A 21987-nucleotide genomic window follows, 5' to 3' on the forward strand; every position below is an offset into this window, starting at 1 on the left:
GGGTCAGGGCACCCCGGTCCGTGAAGACCGGGATGCCCCCTCGATCCCCCGGGCCTAGGATTCGAAGGCGGTGGGCAGGTAGCGGTCGACGTTGTCGCTCGTCACCACCGGGGCGTTCAGGACGACGCGCTTGGGCACCTCGACTTCCACGAGGTCGCTCATGGCCTTGTCCTGGGCGATCAGGCGTGCCATGCGGATGCCGTCGGCTGCCTGGGTGGACGGGTAGATCACCGTTGCTTCGAGCACGCTCTCGCCGGACTGGATCTCGCGCATGGCGTTGGCTGAGCCGGCTCCGCCGACCATGAAGAACTCGTCCCGCCCGGCATTGTCGATGGCGGCGAGGACGCCGATCCCCTGATCGTCGTCGTGGTTCCAGATGGCGTCGATCTTCGGTGCCGCGGAGAGGAGCTGCGACGTCGTCGCCTCGCCGCCCTGGACCGTGAAGTCGGCGGCGACCCGGTTGTCCACGTCGAGTCCGCAGGACTCGAGCGCATCGGCGAAGCCCTGACTACGGTCCTGCGTCAGCGGCAGGGAGTCGATGCCCGCGATCTCCGCGACGACCGCGTCCTCGTTCCCGCCGAGCTTCTCGCAGATGTAGGTCCCGGCGCTGACGCCCATCCCGTAGTTGTCGCCCAGGACCGTGGCACGTGCTGCGAAGGAGCTGGAGAACTCGCGGTCGACGTTGATGACGGGGATGCCCGCCTCCATGGCCTGGGTGGCGACGGGTGTCAGCGCCGCGCCGTCGGTCGGAAGCAGCACGATGGCGTCGACGCCGTCGTTGATGAACTGTTCCACCTGGCTGATCTGCAGATTGGCGTCGTTGGTCCCCTCCGCCACGCGCAGGTCGATGTCGGGGAACTCCTCGGCCGTGGCGAGCGCCGCCGCGTTGATGGCACCGAGCCATCCGTGGTCCGCCGCCGGCCCCGAGAAGCCGATCACCACGGTGTCCCCCTCGGCCTGGTTCCCTTCGGCGGAGGCGTTGGTCGGCTGGGTGTTCGTCGCGTCGTCACCCGGTGTGCATCCGGTCAGGAGGGCGCCGATGGAGATGAAGGCCCCGGTCGTGACGAGCACTCTCCGGTTCACAGGAACTGCAAGCATGGTTTCTCCTCTTTGAGTAATGAACTTGGCAGAGCCGCGATCCTCGCCCGAGTGGGGCAACTCAGCGTGACTTGCCTCACAGTAACAGAAGCATGGAAGGAATCGACGGCTTTCCACCGATAATCGACATAACGTGTTACCTTCGTCACATGTTCGATGACGATCAGTCCCTGCCCCTGCTGGAAGTCCGCGGGATCACCAAGCACTTCGCCGGGGTCCAGGCCCTCAAGGGGGTGGACCTGCAGGTGCGCCGGGGGGAGGTGCACTGCGTCATGGGCCAGAACGGTGCCGGCAAGTCGACGCTCATCAAGACGCTGTCCGGTGTCCATCAGCCCGACGGCGGGCAGATCTACTGGGAGGGCGAGGCGATCTCCCTGCCCGGTCCGACCGCGGCGCTCGCCCTCGGGATCGCCACGATGTACCAGGAGCTCGATGTGGTCGACGGACTGTCGATCGCCGAGAACATCTTCCTCGGGCACGAGGTGTCCAGCGGGGGAGTGCTCCGCGTCCGGAAGGCCCACGGGCTGACGCGGGCACTGCTCGACCGTCTCGGTCATGGTCGGCTGTCGCCGTCGACGGAAGTCGGGGCGCTGTCGGCGGCCAACAAACAGATCGTCAGCCTGGCTCGCGCGCTGTCGCGGGACACGAAGCTCATCATCATGGACGAGCCGAGCGCCATCCTGGACTCGGGCGAGGTCGCCAATCTGTTCCGGGTGGTGCGTGAGCTCACCACGCAGGGGATCGCCGTGGTCTACATCTCCCACCGGCTGGAGGAGATCAGGCAGATCGGTGATCGCATCTCCGTCATCAAGGACGGTCGGAGCACCGCGACGGGCCTCGACGTCCGGGACACCCCGCGAGCCGAGCTGATCCGCCTCATGACCGGCCGGGACATCGAGAACGTGTTCCCCGAGCGGCGGCCCCCGGCTGCTGACGCGCCGGTCGTGCTGACGGTGGAGGACCTCGAGCTCGACGGCCACTTCGACAGGCTGAGCTTCACCCTGCGCGCCGGTGAGGTCCTGGGGCTCGCCGGACTGGTGGGCTCGAAGCGCTCGGAGATCATCGAGACCATCTACGGAGCGCGCAAGGCGTCCTCGGGGACGGTCACCGTCCACGGGAAGGTCCTTCGCCCGGGCTCCGTCACCGCGGCCGTCGATGCCGGTATCGGCCTGTCCCCGGAGGAGCGCAAGAGCCAGGGACTCATCCTGGACGAACCCGTCTTCAAGAACGTCACGCTGTCCACCTTCGGGCGGTTCGCCCGAGCCGGGTATCTGGACGAGGCGGCCGAGCGGCAGGCTGCACGCGAGCAGATCGCGGCGCTGGAATTGCGTCCCGCCGATCCCGACCGCCCGGCCCGGACCCTCTCCGGCGGCAATCAGCAGAAGATCCTGCTGGGCCGGTGGCTCGTGCACGGCACCTCGGTGCTCCTGCTCGACGAACCGACGCGCGGCGTCGACGTCGGAGCGAGGGCCGAGATCTACGAGCTCATCCGTGCGCTCGCCGTCGCCGGCACCGCCATCATCGTCATCTCGAGTGAGATCGAAGAAGTCCTGGGACTCGCGGACACGGTGCTCGTCATCGACGACGGCAGGGTCCTCACCCAGACGAACGCCAGCGACCTGGACGAGCACGGCGTGCTCGACCTCATCATGAAGGGAAGTGCCGCGTGAGCGAGCAGAACACGAAGGTGGCCGAGCCGAACCCCCGTGCGACGGAGCACGGACGGCCCGTGCGGGCCAATCCGCTGCACGCCTTCCTGCGGGGTTCGGCAGGGCGCAACCTCGGACTGGTCATCGCGCTCGCCCTGCTCCTCGTCGTGGGAGCGATCACCAGTGGGGACCGCTTCCTGAACCTCGAGAACATGCTCACGATCCTCCGGTACGCATCGATCATCGGTGTGGTGAGCATCGGCGTGACCTTCGTCATCACCGCCGGCGGGATCGACCTGTCCGTCGGGTCGGTGATCGGCCTGACGACGGTCGTGGCGAGCCTCACCAGCGTGCAGATGGCGGCCGCGCAGTCCTCATGGCTCCTCATGGTGATCGTCGCCCTCGCCGTCGGTGCCGCTGCCGGGCTCGTCAACGGCGTCCTGATCGCGTACGGCAAAGTGGTGGCCTTCATCGCCACCCTGGCGATGCTCATCGGTGCACGTGGCCTCGCGGAGCTCATCTCGGGCCGCAGGACGCAGGTGGTCAGCAACCGTGACTTCCTCGAGGTCCTGCGCGCCGACCTGCTCGGCGTCCCCATCCTGGTCTGGATCTTCGCCGTGGTCGCCGCGGGCGGCTGGTTCCTCCTGAACCGCACCACCTTCGGTCGGCGCACCATCGCCATCGGCGGGAACCTCGAGGCATCCCGGCTGGCCGGCATCAAGGTGAGGCGCCACCTGGTGTACCTCTACGTCCTCGCGGGGTTCACGGCGGGTATCGGCGGCATCATGTACCTCGGCCGCACCACGGCCGGTACCTCCACGCACGGGCTGCTCGTCGAACTCGACGTCATCGCCGCCGTCGTCGTCGGCGGGACCCTGCTCGTCGGGGGCCGGGGCACGATCATGGGCACCGTGCTCGGGGTGCTGATCTTCAGTACCCTCATCAACGTCTTCACCCAGAACAACCTCGACACCTCCATCCAGGCGCTGGCCCGGGCCCTCATCCTCGTGGGGGCCGTCCTCCTGCAGCAGCGATTCGCCGCGCAGGGGCCGCGCAGACGCCTGAAGAACGCGGTCCGCACGGACGCGGCGGCGGCGAACTGATCACCGTGGAGCGGCGTACCAGGGGTGGATCACGCACCGTCCCAGGCGACCCTTGTTCCGTCGGTTTCCATGCTGTAATGAGTCGATGCGTGACGTAAGTAGCTTCAACGGCCTCGGCTCCTCCGGAGCCAGCGAGCTCTTCCAGATCCTGCGCGACGGACGGCCCCGCACCCGATCCGAGCTCGCCGCCCAGATGGGACTCGCGCGCTCCACGGTGACGCTGCGCATCGAATCCCTGATGGAGCTGGGCCTGGTCGGTTTCGTCGACGATGCCGTCTCCACGGGCGGGCGGCCGTCCTCGCGGATCGCCCTCAAGGCGGGGAGCAAGGTGGTCCTGGGTGTGGACATCGGGGCGTCGCACCTGCGCGTGGCACTGACCGACCTCACGGGTCACCAGCTGCGTGAAGCCGCTCGTTCGATTGAGGTGGCCATCGGCCCGACCGCGGTCCTCGATGCGGTGGTGGAGATGGCCTCCGAACTGCTGGCGGACTCGGACCGCGACCTCGCGGATCTGCTGGCGATCGGGGTCGGTGTGCCGGGGCCCGTGGAGCACAGGACGGGCATGCCCATCAACCCGCCGATCATGCCCGGCTGGAACCGCTTCGACGTCCCGGGCTACCTGCAGGACCACTTCCACGTCCCGGTCCTCGTGGACAACGATGTCAACGTCATGGCCGTCGGGGAGCGGAACGCGGCGTGGCCGGACACCGGTGAGCTGATCTACGTGAAGGTCGCCACGGGCATCGGCTCGGGCATCGTCTCCAACGGCATGCTGCAGCGTGGGGCGGACGGTGTCGCCGGCGATATCGGGCACATCCGCGTGCACGACGGCACGGGCGTCCCCTGCCACTGCGGAAACCTGGACTGCCTCGAGGCCGTCGCCTCCGGCCCGGCCGTCGCCGCGAAGCTCCGTGCGCTCGGGCTGGACGCCCGTACTGCCGAGGATGTCGTCCGTCTCGTGGGAAGCGGGAACAAGGACGCGGTCCATGCAGTGCGCCAGGCCGGTCGTGATGTGGGAGAGGTCCTCTCGGCGTGCGTGAGCCTGATGAATCCGTCGGTCATCGTCATCGGCGGGTCGATGGCGCTCACGGGCGAGCATTTCATCGCCGGTATCCGTGAGGTCGTCTACTCGCGCACGGTCCCCCTCGCCACGCAGCACCTGCAGATCGTGCAGTCGTCCTCCGGGATCGATGCGGGCGTCCTGGGCGCGAGCATGCTGGCCATCCATGACGCGATGTCCCCCCAGCGGATCGACGACATGGTCCTCGGCCTCGGGGAGACGATCCCGGGCTGAGACCAGCGATCGCCGCTGGCCCGTGCGCAGCGTGACACGCGCTCTCGATAGACTGGCCGCATGACCGCCGAGACCTCCGTGCAGACCTCCGACCGCTCCCGGCTCCTGGAGCTGATCAAGGACCTCGCCGTGGTGCACGAGCGCGTGACGCTCTCCAGCGGCGTCGAGGCGGACTACTACATCGACCTCCGGCGGATCACCCTCCACCACGAGGCGTCGGTGCTCGTGGGCCGGGTCATGCTCGCGCTGCTCGACGACGCCGGCATCGCGTTCGAGGCTGCCGGCGGTCTGACCATGGGCGCCGATCCGGTGGGTAACGCCGTCATGCACGCCGCCGCGCAGGCCGGCCGGCCCATCGACGCCTTCGTGGTCCGCAAGACCCAGAAGACGCACGGGATGGGCCGCCAGGTCGAGGGGCCGGACGTGTCCGGCCGTCCCGTCGTCGTCCTCGAGGACACCTCCACCACGGGCGGTTCCGCCCTGACCGCGGTCGAGGGCGTGCGCCGTGCCGGCGGTGACGTCCGGGCGGTCGCCGTGATCGTGGACAGGACCACGGGGTCCAAGGAGCGGATCGAGTCCGAGGCCGGGGTGCCCTACCTCTTCGCCTTCGGCAAGGAAGAGCTGGGCCTCGCCTGACGGGCACCTCCGGCAGCGCGGACGGAGTCGAGCGGCGGGTGGACGACGACGCACTCTCTCTGCAGCGTGCCCGCGACTTCCGCGAGTCCTCCCGCCGGTCCTTCCTCATCGGCTCGGCGCTCGCCGCTGTGGTCGGCACCGACCTCGCGTTCACGCGGGTCATCCAGTCCCAGCGCGAGCAGACGCGGATCCTGCCGCTCGACGACGACGCGGCGCGCGCCCGCTTCCCGAACGACCGCTGGGTGCTGTTCCCCGGGTACAAGACCAGCTGGGAGGAGGGGCTCTGGATCCTCAACTCCCTCCGGCCGGCCCTGGCACGGCGTGCACAGATGGCCGTCATGGGGTACTCGAACAGGGGCTTGGACATCAACAACGTGGTCGCCACCATGAACCGCTACGTCGACAACTTCCGGCTCGAGAAGCTGTACTTCTACGGCCACAGCTTCGGCGGGATGGTGGCGGTCGAGGTGGCCGCCCGCCTGCGGGACCGCGGCATCCCCGTGGAACTGGTCCTCCTCGATTCCTCCCCGTCCAGCCGGTTCGACGTGCGGGACCAGCGCATGTTCGACGGCGTGGTGCTGCTCTACGAAGCCGGTGTCCGCGTGCCGATCAGCCTGCGCGGCACGTACGAGCTCGGCGAGCGGATCGTCCACAAGAACGAGCGGACCTGGAGCCAGATCGTCGACCAGACCCTCGAGCAGGTCTCGCCCCTGGCTCCCAGCAGCGAACTCATCCAGTCCGAGTCCTCGTACATCTACCACTTCGACGTCTCGCGCTTCAGCCTGTCCCTCGGGGACACGAAGGTGGTGTTCGCCGGCAACCCGGACGACGGCGTCGTCGACTACGCGACGGCGCGGACGGGCTGGGCGCGGGCACTGCCCGACAACGTGGTGGCGACGGACTATGTCACCGGGGGTGCGCTTCCGGCCCACGCCAGCCCCCAGTGGAACCCCGGTATCTACCAGTCGATCGTCACCGCGGTGCAGGACGCGTACGTCCCGGCTCCCGGCGGCGGCGGGTGGAAGCGCTACTTCTGAGGCGGGTCCGACCGTGTCCGCTCGCGTCAGACCTGGTCGATCAGGTCCGCGACGGAGTCGACGATCTGCGCCGGGCGAAAGGGATAGGCCTCGATGTCGGCCGGCTGCGTGATCCCGCTCAGGACGAGCACGGTGTGCAGCCCGGCCTCCATGCCCGCGATGATGTCGGTGTCCATCCGGTCGCCGATCATCGCCGTGGTCTCGGAGTGCGCGTCGATCTGGTTCATCGCCGAGCGGAACATCATGGGGTTCGGCTTGCCGACGATGTAGGGGTCGCGGCTCGTCGCCGCCGTGATCATCGCGGCGATCGCGCCCGTCGCGGGGAGCGGGCCCTCCTTGGACGGACCGGTGACGTCCGGATTGGTCGCGATGAACCGTGCACCGTCGAGGATGAGGCGCACGGCCTTGGTGATCGCCTCGAACGAGTACGTGCGCGTCTCGCCGAGCACCACGTAGTCCGGGTTCGTATCCGTGAGGACGAAGCCTGCCTCGTGCAGCGCCGTCGTCAGTCCGGCCTCGCCGATCACGTAGGCGCGGCCGCCCGGCAGCTGGTCCCGCAGGAACTGCGCGGTGGCGAGCGCGGACGTCCAGAGGTTCTCCTCGGGGATCTCGAGGCCCGATGCCTTCAGGCGGGCCGCGAGGTCGCGAGGCGTGTAGATCGAGTTGTTCGTCAGCACCAGGAACCGCTTGGACGTGGCGACCCATCGGTCGATCAGTTCGGCCGCGCCGGGGATGGCGTGGTTCTCGTGCACCAGGACCCCGTCCATGTCGGTGAGCCAGCACTCGATGTGTTCGTTCTCGCGCATGTTCGTCCTTCCGGGGTGGGCCGTCCGCTGCCAGTCTTCCACCTTTGCCGCCGTCTACGCTGGGACGGTGGAAGAAACCCTGCCTGAGCCCGGACGCACCGACGACGACCCGGCGGCGGCTCGGGACGGCGCGCCCGGTGCGCCCCCGGTCGGGGTCGGTCCCTGGGCGGGCGCGTGGCCCGACGGCGACCACTGGGACCGCGAGCTGCTGGCGGCGGGGGACACCCGGAACGTCGTGGACAGGTACCGCTACTGGACCCACGAGGCCATCGTCGCGGACCTCGACGGACGCAGGCACGGCTTCCACGTCGCCATCGAGAACTGGCAGCACGATCTCAACATCGGCTCGGTGGTGCGCACGGCCAACGCCTTCCTCGCCCAGGAGGTGCACATCATCGGACGACGACGGTGGAACCGGCGTGGGGCGATGGTGACGGACCGCTACCAGCACGTACGGCACCACCCGACGGTCGCGGACTTCACCGCCTGGGCGGCAGGGGAGGGCCTCGCGGTGATCGGGATCGACAACTTCCCCGACTCGGTGCCGCTCGAGACGTACGACCTGCCCGAGCGCTGCGTCCTCGTCTTCGGACAGGAGGGCCCGGGCCTGACGCCCGAGGTGCACGAGGCGGCGGAGGCGACGCTGTCGATCGCCCAGTTCGGCTCGACCCGCTCCATCAACGCCTCCGCCGCGGCCGCCATCGCGATGCACGGCTGGGTGCGGCGCCATGTATTCGGCCAGCACGCCTGAACGGGCCGTCCGGGCCGACTTCTTCTGCGCCCGGAAGACCCGCTCGCTAGGATGAGGCAAGCACTCACCACCACGAAGGAGTCCTCAGCATGCCTATAGCAACCCCTGATGTTTACGCCGAGATGATCGACCGCGCGAAGGCGGGCGGGTTCGCATTCCCGGCAGTGAACGTGACCTCCTCGCAGACCCTGAACGCCGCGATGCGCGGCTTCGCCGAGGCCGGCTCGGACGGCATCGTGCAGGTCTCGACGGGCGGCGCCGCCTACTGGTCCGGCGCGAGCGTCAAGGACATGGTCGCCGGTTCGCTGGGCTTCGCCGCCTTCGCGAAGGAGGTGGCCAGGAAGTACGACGTCAACATCGCCCTGCACACCGACCACTGCCCCAAGGACAAGCTGGACGACTTCGTGCTGCCGCTGCTCGCCGCGTCCGAGGAGGCCGTGAAGAACGGCCGCGACCCCATCTTCAACTCGCACATGTGGGACGGCTCCGCGGAGACGCTCGAGGAGAACCTGCGCATCGCCCGGGAGATCCTGCCCCGCGCCGCCGCCGCGAAGATCATCCTCGAGGTCGAGATCGGCACCGTGGGAGGCGAGGAGGACGGCGTCGAGCACGCCATCAACGACAAGCTCTACACCACGGTCGAGGACGCCCTCGCGACCATCGATGCCCTCGGCGCAGGCGAGCACGGCCGCTACATCACGGCGTTGACCTTCGGCAACGTGCACGGCGTGTACAAGCCGGGCGGCGTGAAGCTGCGGCCGGAGATCCTCAAGGAGATCCAGGACCAGGTGGGGCAGAAGCTCGGCAAGGACAAGCCCTTCGACCTCGTCTTCCACGGCGGATCCGGTTCCTCCGACCAGGAGATCGCGGATGCCGTCTCCTACGGCGTCATCAAGATGAACATCGACACGGACACCCAGTACGCCTTCACACGCCCCGTCGCGGACCACATGCTGCGCAACTACGACGGCGTCCTCAAGGTCGACGGCGAGGTCGGCAACAAGAAGACGTACGACCCCCGCGTCTGGGGCGCCTCCGCCGAGGCCGGCCTCGCGGCCCGCGTCGTGGCCGCCGCGACGTCGCTCGGGTCCGCCGGAAAGAAGCTCTGACCCGTGTCGGACGAGTTCCGCAGGAACCTGCTGGGTCCGGAGCCGACGCTGCTGCCCGAGGAGACCGACGTCGTCGAGCGCCTCGCCGCAGGTGACGAGGCCGTGGATCTCGCGGCCAGGCACCCGACGTCGTCGCTGGTCTGGGCGATCCTCGCCGACGAGGCCTACGGCGAGGGACGCACCATCGAGTCCTACGCCTACGCCCGCACCGGCTACCACCGCGGGCTGGATGCGCTGCGGCGCAACGGCTGGCGGGGTACGGGTCCCGTCCCGTACTCGCACGAACCGAACCGTGGCTTCCTGCGCGCCCTGTACGCGCTGGGACGTGCCGCGGCGTCGATCGGCGAGATCGAGGAGGCCGAGCGGATCGCGGTGTTCCTCAGGGAATCGGATCCGGAAGCGAGCGCCCAGCTCGCGAACTGACGGCGACCATGGATCTCAGGACGGGCGGAGCGGCGCGAGCCCCCGCCCGTCCTGCTGTCCGGGCGCCCTGGGCCAAGCAGGTCCTAACACACTCCGAATCGTGATGCCCGGAACCATTAACGAGTAGTGCATTTCCTTGTGCAGCTGTTACGCGTGCGGCCAGAGTTAAAGGCTCCACAGAGCGTGGTGAGGCGAATCGGGAGCGGTGCTGGATATGTCGACAGGTGTGACCACGGGACAGTTGTACACGGTCGCGGAAGTAGCGGCGATGATGCGGGTCTCGAAGATGACCGTCTACCGGCTGGTGCAATCGGGGACCATCCAGAGCATCAGGTTCGGCAGGTCCTACCGGGTGCCGCAGAGCGCGGTGCGCGACTACATCGACTCCACGAACCGCGGGTCCGACTACTCGATTTGAGGGTGGAGGCCCACTCCGGCCCGTCCCCGGAGAGGACCTGATGGACTGCGGCGGCACGAGCGGTGCCGGGCATAATCCGTCTGTCGTTAGGCTTGTGATATCGATCGATGAACGATAGCTTTATGCTGACCATCAGTAGAAGGAGCTGTCATGCACCACATCACCGTCGTGGCCCTGCGCATCGTGCTGGGCCTCATCTTCGCCGGTTCGGTCGTCATCCAGGTCGTGATGCTCTCGTTGCTGACCCTCGACGTCTCGACCGCCGACCCCGACGTGGCCCTCATCAGGACACCGCTGGTCGTCCTCACGGTGCTCGGCATCCTCGCCCTGCAGGTCGTTGTCGTCTGTGTGTGGGGGCTGCTGACCATGGTGCGGCGCGGCACGGTCTTCTCGACGGATGCCTTCCGCCTGGTGGACATCGTGATCGGGGCCTTCACCGCCGCGAGCCTGCTGGCCTTCGGACTCGGCGTGGCCCTCGCCCCCGGGGAGGCGGTGGCCCCCGGCGTCGTCCTGCTCATCGGCGGCGTGGCGGTGATGATCGGTGCGGTGGCGCTGATCGTCCTCGTGCTGCGGGCGCTGCTCGTGCAGGCCGTCCGCACCGACCTCGAGGCACGCCAGCTGCGCACCGAACTCGACGAGGTCATCTGATGGCGATCATCGTGCGGATCGACGTCGAACTCGCGCGCCGGAAGATGAGCGTCGGGGAGTTCGCCGAGCGCATCGGCCTGACGCCCGCCAATGTCGCCGTGCTGAAGAACGGCCGCGCGAAGGCCGTCCGCTTCAGCACGCTCGAAGCGATGTGCAGGGTGCTCGACTGCCAGCCCGGCGACCTGCTGGAGTGGACCGACGAGGACGACTCCGCGTCCGGCGGCGTCCCCTCGGACGAGGATCCTGCATGAAGGGCCTGACCCGGTTCTTCCCCGGGGCCCCGGCGCCCGGCCTGCCCGGCGATGCGGGCCTCTTCGGTCCCGACTCCACGGCCTGGCGTGTGGCCCGCGAGCGGCTGATCGTGGCGGGCGGCCCGGCAGCCCTCCTGCTGCAGGTGGCCCACCCGCTCGTCGCCGAGGGCGTGCGCGCCCACAGCGGCTTCGCCTCCGATCCGCTGCAACGACTGCGCGGGACGCTCGACGCCGTCCTGACCGTCACGTTCGGGGACCACGGCCAGGTCAGGGACGCGGCACGGGAGGTCGCGGGGAAGCACCGTCCCGTCCATGGCACACTGCCCGACGACGCCGCGTCCATGCCCGCCGGTACCGCCTACAGTGCCTTCGATCCGGGTCTGGCCCTCTGGGTCTTCTCGACTCTCGTCTGGACGGCGATCGAGGTGACGGACGGGTTCCTGCGCCCGCTCGGGCCCGGGGAGCGGACGGACTACTACCGCGACATGAAGCAACTGGGCCGGGTCTTCGGGGTTCCCGAGGCGCTCCTGCCCGAGGACTACCCGGGCCTCGAGCGCTACGTCGACGAGCAGGTACGCGACGTGCTCGACGTCGGCCCCACCGCCCGGCTGATCGCCGGGCAGATCCTCGCGCCGGAACCGCCGATCGTTGCCCGGCCGCTGCGCCCCGTCCCGTCCGTCCTGGCTGCGGCAGTCCTCCCCGAGACCCTGCGGCAGGCCTACGGGTTGCCCTGGCGACGCCGGGAACGGCTGGCGTTCGCCGTCATCCGGCGCGCCGCGCGCGTCGTCGTGCCCCTGCTCCCGGACCGGCTCCGCCACTGGCCGCACTACCGGGTGGCGCGCGATCGGATGGGCCGGTAGCAGGGGGAGGTCGTGGCGGCGCCCCGCGACCCGGCGCGGACGCATGGGCCAGGCCCGGCAGGTCAGGCCCCGGGGCGCCTGATCGTCGTCGTCACGGTGACCAGCTGGGGGCGCGGTGGCGCCGAACTGAACCCGAAGCGGACGGGCGGGCTGACGGCGGCCAGCGTGCCGAGGTCCGAGCCGCGCCAGGACGCCGTCGCCCCCGTGAGGGAGCGGGCGGATGTCACGCCGTAGTACTCGGTCCGGCCGTTGCCCGCGGAGCCCGCCGTCGCGACCCCCTTGACCAGGAGCGATGCCACGGGGTTGATCAGTGCCAGCCAGCGGGGATGGGTGGCCAGGCGCGAGGGGAGGACGCCGAGCAGCCGCCCGAGCAGCGTCACCGGACCGACCTCGGCCTGGACCTGCAGGTCCCCGGCATCGACGAGGAGGCGGGACGAGTCCAGCGACGAGACGATCTCGAGGAGGACGACGTCGTCGAAGGTGTAGGTCGCCCCCACGTAGTCAGCGATCTCCCGGCTCGGCGCGAGCAGGGTGCGCACGCCGGCCGAGTCCTCCATCATGACGTCGGTGAAGGCGCCGAACGGAGACGCGTCCCACCTCCCGATCACCAGTCGCGTACCCGAGGCGGTGCCGATCCCGGCGATGTGTCCTTCGAAGCGGTCCATGGGCCCATTCTCCACGCCCCGGCGCGGGTGGACGCCGGTGTCACACCGGCCGGTCCCGCCCCCGTCATCCCCGACGCCTTTCGACGGCCCGTGAGCGCCTCGGCTAAACTCGGACGGTAAGAGCCCCAGTGGCCGCGCTCCGTGCGGCCGGTTGGGGCGTTCTGATGCACGGCGAACTCCACCGCGGTCGCGCGGGGAGGACCCGTACCGAATGGGGGAGGATCCCATGCCAGCAATCGTCATCGTCGGCGCCCAGTGGGGCGACGAGGGTAAGGGCAAGGCCACTGACCTGCTGGGCGGCCGGGTCGACTACGTCGTGAAGCCGAACGGCGGCAACAACGCCGGGCACACCGTCGTCGTCAATGGCGAGAAGTACGAGCTGAAGCTCCTTCCCGCGGGCATCCTCAGCCCCAATGCCGTCCCGATCATCGGCAACGGCTGCGTCATCAACCTCGAGGCACTCTTCGACGAGATCGACGGACTCCAGGCCCGCGGGGCGGACACGTCGAAGCTGCGCATCTCCGCCAACGCCCACCTCGTGGCGCCGTACCACCAGGTGCTCGACAAGGTCACCGAGCGTTTCCTCGGCAAGCGCGCCATCGGCACCACGGGCCGCGGGATCGGTCCGGCCTACATGGACAAGGTGGCCCGGCTCGGCCTGCGGGTGCAGGACGTCTTCGACGAGTCCATCCTCCGCCAGAAGGTCGAGGGCTCCCTCAAGCAGAAGAACGAGCTGCTGGTGAAGGTCTACAACCGCCGCGACGTCGAGGTCGAGGAGGTCGTCGAGTACTTCCTGTCCTTCGCCGAGCGGCTCAAGCCCCTCGTCATCGACTCCACCTTCGTGCTCAACGAGGCGCTCGACGCCGGCAAGGTGGTCCTCATGGAGGGCGGCCAGGCCACCTTCCTCGACGTCGACCACGGCACCTACCCGTTCGTGACGTCGTCGAACCCCACCGCGGGCGGCGCGTCCGTCGGATCCGGGATCGGTCCCACGCGCATCTCCCGCTCGATCGGCATCATCAAGGCGTACACCACGCGCGTGGGCGCCGGTCCCTTCCCGACCGAACTCTTCGACGAGATGGGCCTGTACCTGCAGAAGACCGGCGGTGAGTTCGGCGTCAACACCGGGCGTCCACGCCGTTGCGGCTGGTACGACGCCGTGCTGGCGCGCCACGCCTCGCGGGTCAACGGCTTCACCGACTACTTCGTCACGAAGCTCGACGTCCTCACGGGCATCGAGACCATCCCCGTGTGCGTGGCGTACGACGTCGACGGTGTGCGCCACGACGAGATGCCCATGACGCAGACCGACTTCCACCACGCGAAGCCGATCTTCGAGTACTTCGACGGCTGGACCGAGGACATCACGGGAGCGCGGACCATCGAGGACCTGCCGGACAACGCGCAGACCTACGTGCGGGCCCTCGAGAAGCTGTCCGGCACGCGGTTCTCCGCGATCGGCGTGGGGCCGGACCGGGACCAGACCATCGTGATCAACGACCTTATCGGCGACTGAGCCCGGCCGGCCCGAACCCGGCCGCAGACACGGGCGGCACCCCGCGCTGCGGGGTGCCGTCGCCGTTCCGATCGCGCATGGATCACAGGTTGACGGTGATGTCCGCATCCTCGCGCAGCTGCGCGATCAGGGTCTGCGTCGCCGTGGACAGCTTCTCGCCGGAGAGCTGCTCCTCGATCTGCTCACGCACGTCCTCCAGCGGGGGGATCGGCGTGCTCGTCTCGCCGCTGGCCTCCTGCTGCGCAACGGCGGAATCGTAGGTGTCCTGGATCTCCTGGTCGCTGGGGGCGGTGTCGCCGGCCTCCTCGGCGAGCAGCGCGTCCAGCTTCACCTGGTCCGAGAGCTGCTGGTCGAAGGCGCCCTCGTCGAGGCCCTGCTCCGCGAAGGCTGCGCGCAGTTCCTCCTCGGACCCCAGACCGCTGGTCTCCAGGAGGTCGCTGATCGCCGCGGCGCGGGCCTCGTCGGTGGCCTCGATGCCCCGGGCGTCCGCCTCCTGCCGGAGCAGCTCGGTGCTCACGAGGTTGTCCGCAACGGTGGTCTTCAGCAGGTCCTGATCGAGTTCCTGCCCGCCGGCCTGGGCCGAGGCGGCGGCCTGCTGGAACTGGCTCGTGTACGTGGTGGTGAAGGTGTCGCGGCTGATCTCGGTCCCGTTGACCACGGCGACGACGTCGGGCAGGCCCTCGAGGTCCGGCTCCGGCAGGGCAGGGGCCGATTCCGCGGTGCCCGTCGCCGGGTCGCTCGCGGCGCTCGACGCGGGGGCGCTGTCCGCGGTCCCGCCATCGCCGCTGCAGGCGGTCAGTACTGCCGCCGCCCCGATGAACACGGCAGCGAGCAGCTGCCTCTTCCGTGCTGTGGCTCCGAAGGCCATGGTCCTTGTCCTCACCTCGTGGTCCGGGTCAGCGTGCCACTGTAGCAACCGCGGGTGACAGGCGGCGGCGTGAGCGCCGGCGGTCCGCTGGTTGCAGGGCTGCGGCGGAGCGGGGGTCCCTGGGGCCGCTGCTCCCGCATCACCAGCCCCAGGTGCCGGCGCCACCCTTGAACGGCCCGACGATCGACCCCGTGATCCAGCCACCGTAGAAGTCGCCCTCCTGCGCCTGCACCGTCTCTCCGTCGACCGTGCAGGAGTCCATCTGCGACGGATAGATGGCGGCGCGGGTGGACAGCTCCCCGTACCCGGGGACGGGGGCGGGGTAGGTCCACGCGCCGCGGGTGTTCCGGGCACTGCCGGCGACCACGTCGAAGTAGCTCGCCGCGCCCTTGAACTCGCAGTGCGTGGTGCCCTCGACCGGGACCAGCACACCGGGTGCGAAGTCGTCCAGGGGCAGGTAGTACACGGGCGGGTGGCTGGTCTCGAGGACCCGAACCGCCCGGGTGGTCCGGACGATCACCTGCCCGCCGAAGCGGACCTCGATGGTGGCGGGCGAGGCCTCGACGCGCGGGGGCCGCGGGTAGTCCCAGACGGACTCCTGGCCGGGTCCGGGCGTGACGCGCTTGTTCTTCATCGGGTTCCTCATGCCACGAGGCTACTCCGGGAGGCTGGGCGTGAGTCTGTACGCTGGACGCACCATACCGCCTACACGTGAGGTTCAGCATGAAAGTCAGCGTTGGCCAGTTCAGACCCGGCGGGGAGGCGACGGCGAACCTCGCGGTCATGCGGGAGCTGGCCGCCGAGGCCACATCCGAGGGCGCGGAACTGATCGTCTTCCCCGAGGAGTCGATGTTCTCGATCGGCAGGGTCGAGGGTTCGCTCCAGCAGGCGGTGGAGGAGAACTGGACGTCCTTCGTCCAGCAGCTGTCCTTCCTCGCGGCGGAGCAGTCCATCGCGGTGGTCGCGGGCGGGTACGAGTCCAGCGGCGAGGAGCGGCCGTTCAACACGCTCGTCCTCATCGACGCCACGGGGCGGATCGTGGACACCTACCGCAAGCTGCACCTCTACGACGCCTTCAGCTACCAGGAGTCCACGCGCATCAAGCCGGGCGACGGCGGCATCAAGGTCGCGGAGCTCGGGGGCGTGCGGGTGGGACTGATGACTTGCTACGACGTCCGCTTCCCGGAGCAGGCGAGAGCCCTGGCCGACGCCGGCGCGGACCTCATCTGCGTGCCGGCGGCCTGGTTCAAGGGCGAGCACAAGATCGACCACTGGGAGACGCTGCTGAAGGCGCGGGCCATCGAGAACACGCTGTGGGTCGCGGCGGCGGGTACCTCCGGCGGCCACACCATCGGGCACTCGGCCATCATCGATCCCATGGGCATCCCGCAGGTGTACCTCGAGGACGAGGAGCGCGGCGTCGTCACCACCGAGGTCACGCGCCGCCGGGTCGACGACGTCCGCGAGTTCCTGCCGGTACTCCGCAACAGGCGCTTCGCCCGGAACGACACCATTGTCGACTCCCACTGACGCGGTGACGGCTTCGGACGGCCCGGCGCCGCCGCGAGCCCCGAACATCCGCGACGTCGCCCGACTCGCCGGGGTCTCGCACCAGACGGTGTCGCGGGTCCTCAACGGTCACCCGAGCCTCCGCGCCGAGACGCGTGACCGCGTGCTCGCGGCCATGGAGGAGCTGAGCTTCCGGCCCAACCGTGCTGCCCGCGCGCTGGTGACGAGCCGCTCCACCACCATCGGTGTGCTCGTGAGCAAGGGCTTCGAGTACGGGCCCGCAGCCAGCCTCCAGGCGATCGACAGCGCGGCCCGGGAGGCGGGGTACGGGGTGGACGTGGCACACCTCGACGACGTCGACGACGGTTCCATCCGGTCCGCCCTCGACCGCCTGCTCGCGCACGGGGTGGACGGCCTCATCATCCTCGCGCCGCAGACCCGGACGCTGGCGGAGATCGAGCACCTGTCCATCACCCTGCCCTTCGTGACGGTGCACTCCGCGCAGGGCCACGACGACCACCGGCTCTCGGTCGACCAGTCGGGCGGGGCGGCGCTCGCCACGCGGCACCTCATCGACCTCGGCCACCGGCGGATAGCGCACGTCGCCGGGCCCGACGGGTGGCTCGAGACGGAGGCGCGCATCCGCGGATACCGCCGCGCGATGCGGGACGCGGGCCTCGACCCGGAGCCGCTCCTCGCGGGCACCTGGACGGCCGACTCCGGCTACCGCGCCGGCCACACCCTGCTCGCCGGGGCCTCCTCCCGGGGCGTGACGGCGGTCTTCTCCTCGAACGACCAGATGGCCCTCGGCCTGCTCCATGCCCTGCGTGAGGGGGGACGGAGCGTGCCGGAGGACATGAGCGTGGTCGGGTTCGACGACGTCCCCGAGGCCGCCCACTACCAGCCACCGCTCACGACGGTGCGGCAGGACTTCCCCGAGCTGGGCCGGCGGTGTGTCGCGCGGCTGCTCGGGCTCATCGGTGAGGCGGAGCCCCATCGGGGCGGGGACGCCGCCCCCGAGGTCCGCACGGAACTCGTGCCGAGGGGTTCGACGGCGCGTCCGCCCTCCTGACCCCTGCGGCACCGGGACGCCCGAGGCGCCGTCCCACCCGCAGGGCGTGCGGGCGCCTCGCTCGTGGAACCATGCTCCGGCTGCCCTCGCGCGGGCCGGTTCCGGGGCGGGACGACAGCTCGGCCGGTCGTCCCCCGGGCGTGACCGTTGACACAGCCCACCCGGAAGGACCTACACTGTTAGCCGTTGATGTGAACGGTCACATGGCCGATCACGTACAGCTCTCCGATCCACCAGAGCATCGCTTCGCGGTCTCGAGAAGAACAAAGAGGTCCTTCCCTTGAGTGACTCCACCCCGGGCTCCGCGACGACTCCGGCCGGTGCCGGCGGCGCTACCTACGTGATCGGCGTCGACTACGGCACCCTGTCCGGCCGTGCCGTCGTCGTCCGCGTCTCCGACGGTGCCGAACTCGGTGCCGCGACGCTCGAGTACCCCCACGCCGTCATGGACACCACGCTCGCGGCCACGGGTGCGCAGCTGCCGCCCGAGTGGGCCCTGCAGGTGCCCTCCGACTACGTCGACGTCCTCCGCTCCGCGGTCCCCGCCGCCGTCCGCGAGGCGGGCATCGACCCGCAGGACGTCGTCGGCATCGCGACCGACTTCACCGCGTGCACCATGGTGCCCACCCTCGCGGACGGCACCCCCCTCAACGAGGTGCCGGGCTACGAGGGCCGCCCCCACGCCTACGTGAAGCTGTGGAAGCACCACGCGGCCCAGGCGCAGGCCAACCGCATCAACGAGCTCGCGGCCGCACGCGGCGAGGCGTGGCTGCCCCGCTACGGCGGGCTCATCTCCAGCGAGTGGGAGTTCGCCAAGGGCCTCCAGCTGCTCGAGGAGGACCGCGAGCTGTACGACGTCATGGAGCACTGGGTCGAGGCTGCCGACTGGATCGTCTGGCAGCTCACGGGGGAGTACGTGCGGAACGCGTGCACCGCGGGCTACAAGGGCATCTACCAGGGCGGCGCCTATCCGTCCGAGGAGTTCCTCGCCGCACTCAACCCCGACTTCGCCAGCTTCGCCCGCGACAAGGTGGAGCACACCATCGGCGCCCTGGCGTCGAGGGCGGGATCCCTCTCCGAGGAGGCCGCCGCCTGGACGGGCCTGCCCGCGGGCATCGCCGTCGCCGTCGGGAACGTGGACGCCCACGTCACCGCTCCCGCGGCGCAGGCCACGGACCCGGGCCAGATGGTGGCCATCATGGGTACCTCCACCTGCCACGTCATGAACTCCGACCGCCTGAGCGAGGTACCGGGCATGTGCGGCGTCGTCGACGGCGGGATCGTGGCGGGCTTCTACGGCTACGAGGCCGGCCAGTCCGGCGTCGGCGACATCTTCGCGTGGTTCGTCGCGAACCAGGTGCCGGGGGAGATCCGGGATGCCGCTGCGGCAGAGGGACTCAGCGTGCACGAGTACCTCACCGGGCAGGCGCAGGGGGAACCCGTCGGCGCCCACGGCCTGGTGGCCCTCGACTGGCACTCCGGCAACCGGTCCGTCCTGGTGGACCACGAGCTGTCCGGGACGATCGTGGGCCTCACCCTCGCGACCAAGCCGCACGAGGTCTACCGTGCGCTGCTGGAGTCCACGGCGTTCGGCACCCGGAAGATCGTCGAGACCTTCAACGCGTCCGGCGTCCCGGTGACGGAGTTCGTCGCCGCCGGCGGGCTCATCCGGAACCCGTTCCTCATGCAGGTCTACGCGGACGTCCTGAACATGCCCATCTCCGTGATCGGCAGCGCGCAGGGCCCCGCCCTCGGCTCCGCCATCCATGCCGCCGTCGCCGCCGGTGCGTACGAGGACATCCACGCGGCAGCCGCGGCGATGGGCCACCTGGACCGCGCCGCCTACACCCCTGACCCGGAGAGGGCCGACGCGTACGACGCCCTGTACCGCGAATACACCGACCTGCACGACTACTTCGGCCGCGGCACCAACGACGTCATGCACCGGCTCAAAGCCCTGCGCCGTGCGGCCCGCACCGCCGCTGCCCCGCAGGCGGTGTCGGCATGAGCACCTCGACCCCCGCGACCTTCAGCCCCGAGGTCGAGGCGGCGATCCTCGCCGTCCGGGAGGACGTCGCCGCCCTCCACGCCGAACTCGTGCGCTACGGACTCGTCGTCTGGACGGGCGGGAACGTCTCCGGCCGCGTGCCGGGCGCCGACCTGTTCGTCATCAAGCCCTCCGGCGTCAGCTACGACGAGCTGGCGCCGGAGAACCAGATCCTCTGCGACCTCGACGGCAACGTCGTCGACGGCACTCCCGGATCCGAGCGGTCGCCCTCGAGCGACACCGCCGCCCACGCGTACGTCTACCGCCACATGCCCGACGTCGGCGGCGTGGTGCACACGCACTCCACCTACGCCGTCGCCTGGGCCGCCCGCGGCGAGCCGATCCCCTGCGTGATCACGGCCATGGCGGACGAGTTCGGCGGGGAGATCCCGGTAGGTCCGTTCGCGATCATCGGTGACGATTCGATCGGCCGCGGCATCGTGGACACCCTCACCGGCCACCGCTCACGCGGCGTGCTCATGAAGAGCCACGGGCCCTTCACCATCGGCAGGGACGCGAAGGATGCCGTCAAGGCGGCCGTCATGCTCGAGGACGTGGCACGGACCGTCCACATCTCCCGCCAGCTCGGTGCGCCCGCCGGGATCCAGTCCGAGCACATCGACTCACTCTTCGACCGGTACCAGAACGTGTACGGTCAGCCCTCGACCCCAGGAGCCCCAGCATGAGCCCGCTCAGCACCACCCTCGACACCTACGAAGTCTGGTTCCTCACCGGCAGCCAGGACCTCTACGGCGAGGAGACCCTGCAGCAGGTCGCGGAGCAGTCCCAGGAGATCGTGCGGATGCTCGCGGACTCGGGGCTCCCCGTGAAGGTCGTGTGGAAGCCGACCCTTAAGGACTCCGCCTCGATCCGCCGCATGGCGCTCGAGGCCAACGCGGCGGACCACGCGATCGGCGTGATCGCCTGGATGCACACCTTCAGCCCCGCCAAGATGTGGATCGCGGGCCTCGACGCCCTCCGCAAGCCGTTGCTGCACCTGCACACGCAGATCAACGTGGCGCTGCCGTGGGCCGAGATCGACTTCGACTTCATGAACCTCAACCAGGCCGCGCACGGCGACCGCGAGTTCGGGTACATCCAGTCGCGCCTCGGAGTGCCGCGGAAGACCGTCGTCGGACACGTCAGCAGTCCCGACGTCTGCGCGAAGGTCGCCTCGTGGCAGCGCGCCGCCGCCGGCTGGGCCGCCGTCCACGAGCTCAAGGTGGCCCGCTTCGGCGACAACATGCGCAACGTCGCCGTCACCGAGGGGGACAAGACCGAGGCCGAGCTCCGCTTCGGCGTCTCCATCAACACGTGGGGCGTCAACGACCTCGTCGCGGCGGTCGAGGCACAGTCGGACGACGACGTCGACGCCCTCGTGGCCGAGTACGAGGAGACCTACGACGTGGTCCCGGAACTGCGCCGGGGAGGTGACCGCCACGAGTCGCTGCGCTATGGTGCCCGCCAGGAACTCGGCCTGCTGTCCTTCCTCGAGGAGGGCGGTTTCGGTGCGTTCACCACCAACTTCGAGGACCTCGGCGCGCTCCGGCAGCTGCCCGGCCTCGCCGTGCAGCGGCTCATGGCCCGTGGCTACGGCTTCGGGGCCGAAGGCGACTGGAAGACCGCCGTCCTCGTCCGTGCCGCGAAGGTCATGGGCTCCGGACTCCCCGGCGGCGCCTCCCTCATGGAGGACTACACGTACCACCTGACGCCGGGGGAGGAGAAGATCCTCGGCGCGCACATGCTCGAGATCTGCCCCACCCTCACCACGTCGAAGCCCTCCCTCGAGGTGCACCCGCTCGGGATCGGCGGCAAGGAGGATCCGGTGCGGCTGGTGTTCGACACGGACGCCGGAGCCGGCGTCGTCGTCGCGATGTCCGACATGCGGGACCGCTTCCGCCTCACGGCCAACGCCGTCGAGGTCGTCCCGCCGGACGCCCCGCTGCCCAACCTGCCGGTCGCGCGCGCAGTCTGGAAGCCGGAGCCGAGCCTCGAGACGTCCGCGGCGGCCTGGCTGAGCGCCGGCGCCGCGCACCACACCGTCCTCACCACCGCGGTGGGCCTCGAGGTCTTCGAGGACTTCGCGGACATCGCCGAGGTCGAACTGCTGCGGATCGACGCCGACACGAAGCTGCGGGACTTCCAGCGCGAGCTGCGCTGGAACGCCGCGTACTATCGGCTCGCGCAGAAACTGTAGAAGCCACTCCCCGAAAGCCGGCACTGCCGC

Annotated in this window: 23 protein-coding genes; 18 read left to right on the plus strand and 5 right to left on the minus strand. The window is 69.8% G+C overall.

The window, feature by feature from the left end:
* Window positions 1-54 precede the first annotated feature (54 nt).
* Complete coding sequence (locus NVV32_RS01425; protein WP_422391113.1) at window positions 55-1098, minus strand: substrate-binding domain-containing protein; 1044 nt, start codon at window positions 1096-1098, stop codon at window positions 55-57.
* A 149-nt stretch (window positions 1099-1247) separates the two neighbouring features.
* On the opposite strand from NVV32_RS01425, the gene NVV32_RS01430 reads away from it, so the two are divergent.
* The 5 genes from NVV32_RS01430 (at window position 1248) to NVV32_RS01450 (ending at window position 6817) form a co-directional block, all read left to right on the plus strand.
* Window positions 1248-2768 carry a sugar ABC transporter ATP-binding protein gene (locus NVV32_RS01430; RefSeq protein ID WP_422391114.1) on the plus strand — a complete coding sequence of 507 codons (1521 nt, stop codon included), beginning with the start codon at window positions 1248-1250 and terminating at the stop codon, window positions 2766-2768.
* Window positions 2765-3850 carry an ABC transporter permease gene (locus NVV32_RS01435; protein ID WP_422391115.1) on the plus strand — a complete coding sequence of 362 codons (1086 nt, stop codon included), beginning with the start codon at window positions 2765-2767 and terminating at the stop codon, window positions 3848-3850. The genes NVV32_RS01430 and NVV32_RS01435 overlap by 4 nt, the downstream gene beginning before the upstream one ends.
* 85 nt (window positions 3851-3935) lie before the next feature.
* Window positions 3936-5144: an ROK family transcriptional regulator gene (locus tag NVV32_RS01440; protein WP_055765490.1), complete on the plus strand. Its 1209-nt coding sequence runs from the start codon at window positions 3936-3938 to the stop codon at window positions 5142-5144.
* A gap of 60 nt (window positions 5145-5204) precedes the next feature.
* Window positions 5205-5780, plus strand: coding sequence for an orotate phosphoribosyltransferase (pyrE, locus tag NVV32_RS01445; protein WP_055765488.1), 576 nt, complete (start codon window positions 5205-5207; stop codon window positions 5778-5780).
* A 38-nt stretch (window positions 5781-5818) separates the two neighbouring features.
* Window positions 5819-6817, plus strand: coding sequence for an alpha/beta fold hydrolase (locus NVV32_RS01450; RefSeq protein ID WP_422391116.1), 999 nt, complete (start codon window positions 5819-5821; stop codon window positions 6815-6817).
* Window positions 6818-6843: 26 nt separating this feature from the next.
* Here NVV32_RS01450 and NVV32_RS01455 read toward each other — a convergent pair whose 3' ends face one another.
* Window positions 6844-7623: an HAD-IIA family hydrolase gene (locus NVV32_RS01455; protein ID WP_055765482.1), complete on the minus strand. Its 780-nt coding sequence runs from the start codon at window positions 7621-7623 to the stop codon at window positions 6844-6846.
* Between the two features lie 79 nt (window positions 7624-7702).
* Here NVV32_RS01455 and NVV32_RS01460 point away from each other — a divergent pair, with 79 nt between their 5' ends.
* From NVV32_RS01460 to NVV32_RS01490, 7 genes are all read left to right on the plus strand, one after another.
* Window positions 7703-8374, plus strand: coding sequence for a TrmH family RNA methyltransferase (locus NVV32_RS01460; protein WP_422392076.1), 672 nt, complete (start codon window positions 7703-7705; stop codon window positions 8372-8374).
* A gap of 89 nt (window positions 8375-8463) precedes the next feature.
* Window positions 8464-9483, plus strand: a complete 1020-nt coding sequence (gene fbaA, locus NVV32_RS01465) for a class II fructose-bisphosphate aldolase (RefSeq protein ID WP_055765477.1) — start codon at window positions 8464-8466, stop codon at window positions 9481-9483.
* Between the two features lie 3 nt (window positions 9484-9486).
* On the plus strand, window positions 9487-9906 hold the full coding sequence (locus NVV32_RS01470; protein WP_055765474.1) for a DUF3151 domain-containing protein: 420 nt from the start codon (window positions 9487-9489) through the stop codon (window positions 9904-9906).
* A 214-nt stretch (window positions 9907-10120) separates the two neighbouring features.
* Window positions 10121-10324 carry a helix-turn-helix domain-containing protein gene (locus tag NVV32_RS01475; protein ID WP_055768847.1) on the plus strand — a complete coding sequence of 68 codons (204 nt, stop codon included), beginning with the start codon at window positions 10121-10123 and terminating at the stop codon, window positions 10322-10324.
* Window positions 10325-10474: 150 nt separating this feature from the next.
* Entirely contained in the window at window positions 10475-10972 is a 498-nt protein-coding gene (locus NVV32_RS01480; protein WP_422391117.1) for a DUF2975 domain-containing protein, read from the plus strand.
* Complete coding sequence (locus NVV32_RS01485; protein WP_422391118.1) at window positions 10972-11223, plus strand: helix-turn-helix domain-containing protein; 252 nt, start codon at window positions 10972-10974, stop codon at window positions 11221-11223. Before NVV32_RS01480 ends, NVV32_RS01485 begins: the two co-directional genes overlap by 1 nt.
* On the plus strand, window positions 11220-12083 hold the full coding sequence (locus NVV32_RS01490; RefSeq protein ID WP_422391119.1) for an oxygenase MpaB family protein: 864 nt from the start codon (window positions 11220-11222) through the stop codon (window positions 12081-12083). Before NVV32_RS01485 ends, NVV32_RS01490 begins: the two co-directional genes overlap by 4 nt.
* A gap of 62 nt (window positions 12084-12145) precedes the next feature.
* On the opposite strand, the gene NVV32_RS01495 is transcribed toward NVV32_RS01490, so the two are convergent.
* Complete coding sequence (locus NVV32_RS01495; RefSeq protein WP_422391120.1) at window positions 12146-12748, minus strand: hypothetical protein; 603 nt, start codon at window positions 12746-12748, stop codon at window positions 12146-12148.
* Window positions 12749-12974: 226 nt separating this feature from the next.
* Between NVV32_RS01495 and NVV32_RS01500 the strand changes: the two genes are divergently transcribed.
* The gene (locus NVV32_RS01500) at window positions 12975-14264 is read left to right on the plus strand and encodes an adenylosuccinate synthase (RefSeq protein ID WP_055768844.1); all 1290 of its coding nucleotides are present in this window, start codon (window positions 12975-12977) and stop codon (window positions 14262-14264) included.
* An 82-nt stretch (window positions 14265-14346) separates the two neighbouring features.
* On the opposite strand, the gene NVV32_RS01505 is transcribed toward NVV32_RS01500, so the two are convergent.
* Window positions 14347-15132, minus strand: coding sequence for a SurA N-terminal domain-containing protein (locus tag NVV32_RS01505; protein WP_055765459.1), 786 nt, complete (start codon window positions 15130-15132; stop codon window positions 14347-14349).
* Window positions 15133-15271: 139 nt separating this feature from the next.
* Complete coding sequence (locus NVV32_RS01510; RefSeq protein WP_235498556.1) at window positions 15272-15778, minus strand: DUF427 domain-containing protein; 507 nt, start codon at window positions 15776-15778, stop codon at window positions 15272-15274.
* Between the two features lie 77 nt (window positions 15779-15855).
* On the opposite strand from NVV32_RS01510, the gene NVV32_RS01515 reads away from it, so the two are divergent.
* The 5 genes from NVV32_RS01515 (at window position 15856) to araA (ending at window position 21957) form a co-directional block, all read left to right on the plus strand.
* A complete protein-coding gene (locus NVV32_RS01515; protein WP_055765455.1) occupies window positions 15856-16662 on the plus strand; it encodes a carbon-nitrogen hydrolase family protein in 807 nt (268 codons plus the stop codon).
* A 4-nt stretch (window positions 16663-16666) separates the two neighbouring features.
* Entirely contained in the window at window positions 16667-17713 is a 1047-nt protein-coding gene (locus NVV32_RS01520) for a LacI family DNA-binding transcriptional regulator (RefSeq protein ID WP_422391121.1), read from the plus strand.
* Window positions 17714-17993: 280 nt separating this feature from the next.
* Window positions 17994-19721 carry a ribulokinase gene (gene araB, locus NVV32_RS01525; RefSeq protein ID WP_422391122.1) on the plus strand — a complete coding sequence of 576 codons (1728 nt, stop codon included), beginning with the start codon at window positions 17994-17996 and terminating at the stop codon, window positions 19719-19721.
* Entirely contained in the window at window positions 19718-20446 is a 729-nt protein-coding gene (locus NVV32_RS01530) for an L-ribulose-5-phosphate 4-epimerase (RefSeq protein WP_055765445.1), read from the plus strand. The genes araB and NVV32_RS01530 overlap by 4 nt, the downstream gene beginning before the upstream one ends.
* On the plus strand, window positions 20443-21957 hold the full coding sequence (araA, locus tag NVV32_RS01535) for an L-arabinose isomerase (RefSeq protein ID WP_055765442.1): 1515 nt from the start codon (window positions 20443-20445) through the stop codon (window positions 21955-21957). The genes NVV32_RS01530 and araA overlap by 4 nt, the downstream gene beginning before the upstream one ends.
* Window positions 21958-21987 lie beyond the last annotated feature (30 nt).

Origin of the sequence: Arthrobacter sp. N1, assembly GCF_048288285.1 — a bacterium.
Taxonomy (GTDB): Bacteria; Actinomycetota; Actinomycetes; order Actinomycetales; family Micrococcaceae; genus Arthrobacter_D.

Excerpts from the sequence above, each read along its gene's own strand:
- NVV32_RS01485 (WP_422391118.1), top strand. The coding sequence starts at position 10,972 with ATGGCGATCATCGTGCGGATCGACGTCGAACTCGCGCGCCGGAAGATG.
- NVV32_RS01455 (WP_055765482.1), bottom strand. The coding sequence starts at position 7,623 with ATGCGCGAGAACGAACACATCGAGTGCTGGCTCACCGACATGGACGGG.
- araA (WP_055765442.1), top strand. The coding sequence starts at position 20,443 with ATGAGCCCGCTCAGCACCACCCTCGACACCTACGAAGTCTGGTTCCTC.
- NVV32_RS01430 (WP_422391114.1), top strand. The coding sequence starts at position 1,248 with ATGTTCGATGACGATCAGTCCCTGCCCCTGCTGGAAGTCCGCGGGATC.
- NVV32_RS01480 (WP_422391117.1), top strand. The coding sequence starts at position 10,475 with ATGCACCACATCACCGTCGTGGCCCTGCGCATCGTGCTGGGCCTCATC.
- NVV32_RS01490 (WP_422391119.1), top strand. The coding sequence starts at position 11,220 with ATGAAGGGCCTGACCCGGTTCTTCCCCGGGGCCCCGGCGCCCGGCCTG.
- NVV32_RS01495 (WP_422391120.1), bottom strand. The coding sequence starts at position 12,748 with ATGGACCGCTTCGAAGGACACATCGCCGGGATCGGCACCGCCTCGGGT.
- NVV32_RS01505 (WP_055765459.1), bottom strand. The coding sequence starts at position 15,132 with ATGGCCTTCGGAGCCACAGCACGGAAGAGGCAGCTGCTCGCTGCCGTG.
- fbaA (WP_055765477.1), top strand. The coding sequence starts at position 8,464 with ATGCCTATAGCAACCCCTGATGTTTACGCCGAGATGATCGACCGCGCG.
- pyrE (WP_055765488.1), top strand. The coding sequence starts at position 5,205 with ATGACCGCCGAGACCTCCGTGCAGACCTCCGACCGCTCCCGGCTCCTG.
- NVV32_RS01530 (WP_055765445.1), top strand. The coding sequence starts at position 19,718 with ATGAGCACCTCGACCCCCGCGACCTTCAGCCCCGAGGTCGAGGCGGCG.
- NVV32_RS01500 (WP_055768844.1), top strand. The coding sequence starts at position 12,975 with ATGCCAGCAATCGTCATCGTCGGCGCCCAGTGGGGCGACGAGGGTAAG.
- NVV32_RS01425 (WP_422391113.1), bottom strand. The coding sequence starts at position 1,098 with ATGCTTGCAGTTCCTGTGAACCGGAGAGTGCTCGTCACGACCGGGGCC.
- NVV32_RS01475 (WP_055768847.1), top strand. The coding sequence starts at position 10,121 with ATGTCGACAGGTGTGACCACGGGACAGTTGTACACGGTCGCGGAAGTA.
- NVV32_RS01440 (WP_055765490.1), top strand. The coding sequence starts at position 3,936 with ATGCGTGACGTAAGTAGCTTCAACGGCCTCGGCTCCTCCGGAGCCAGC.
- NVV32_RS01515 (WP_055765455.1), top strand. The coding sequence starts at position 15,856 with ATGAAAGTCAGCGTTGGCCAGTTCAGACCCGGCGGGGAGGCGACGGCG.
- NVV32_RS01510 (WP_235498556.1), bottom strand. The coding sequence starts at position 15,778 with ATGAGGAACCCGATGAAGAACAAGCGCGTCACGCCCGGACCCGGCCAG.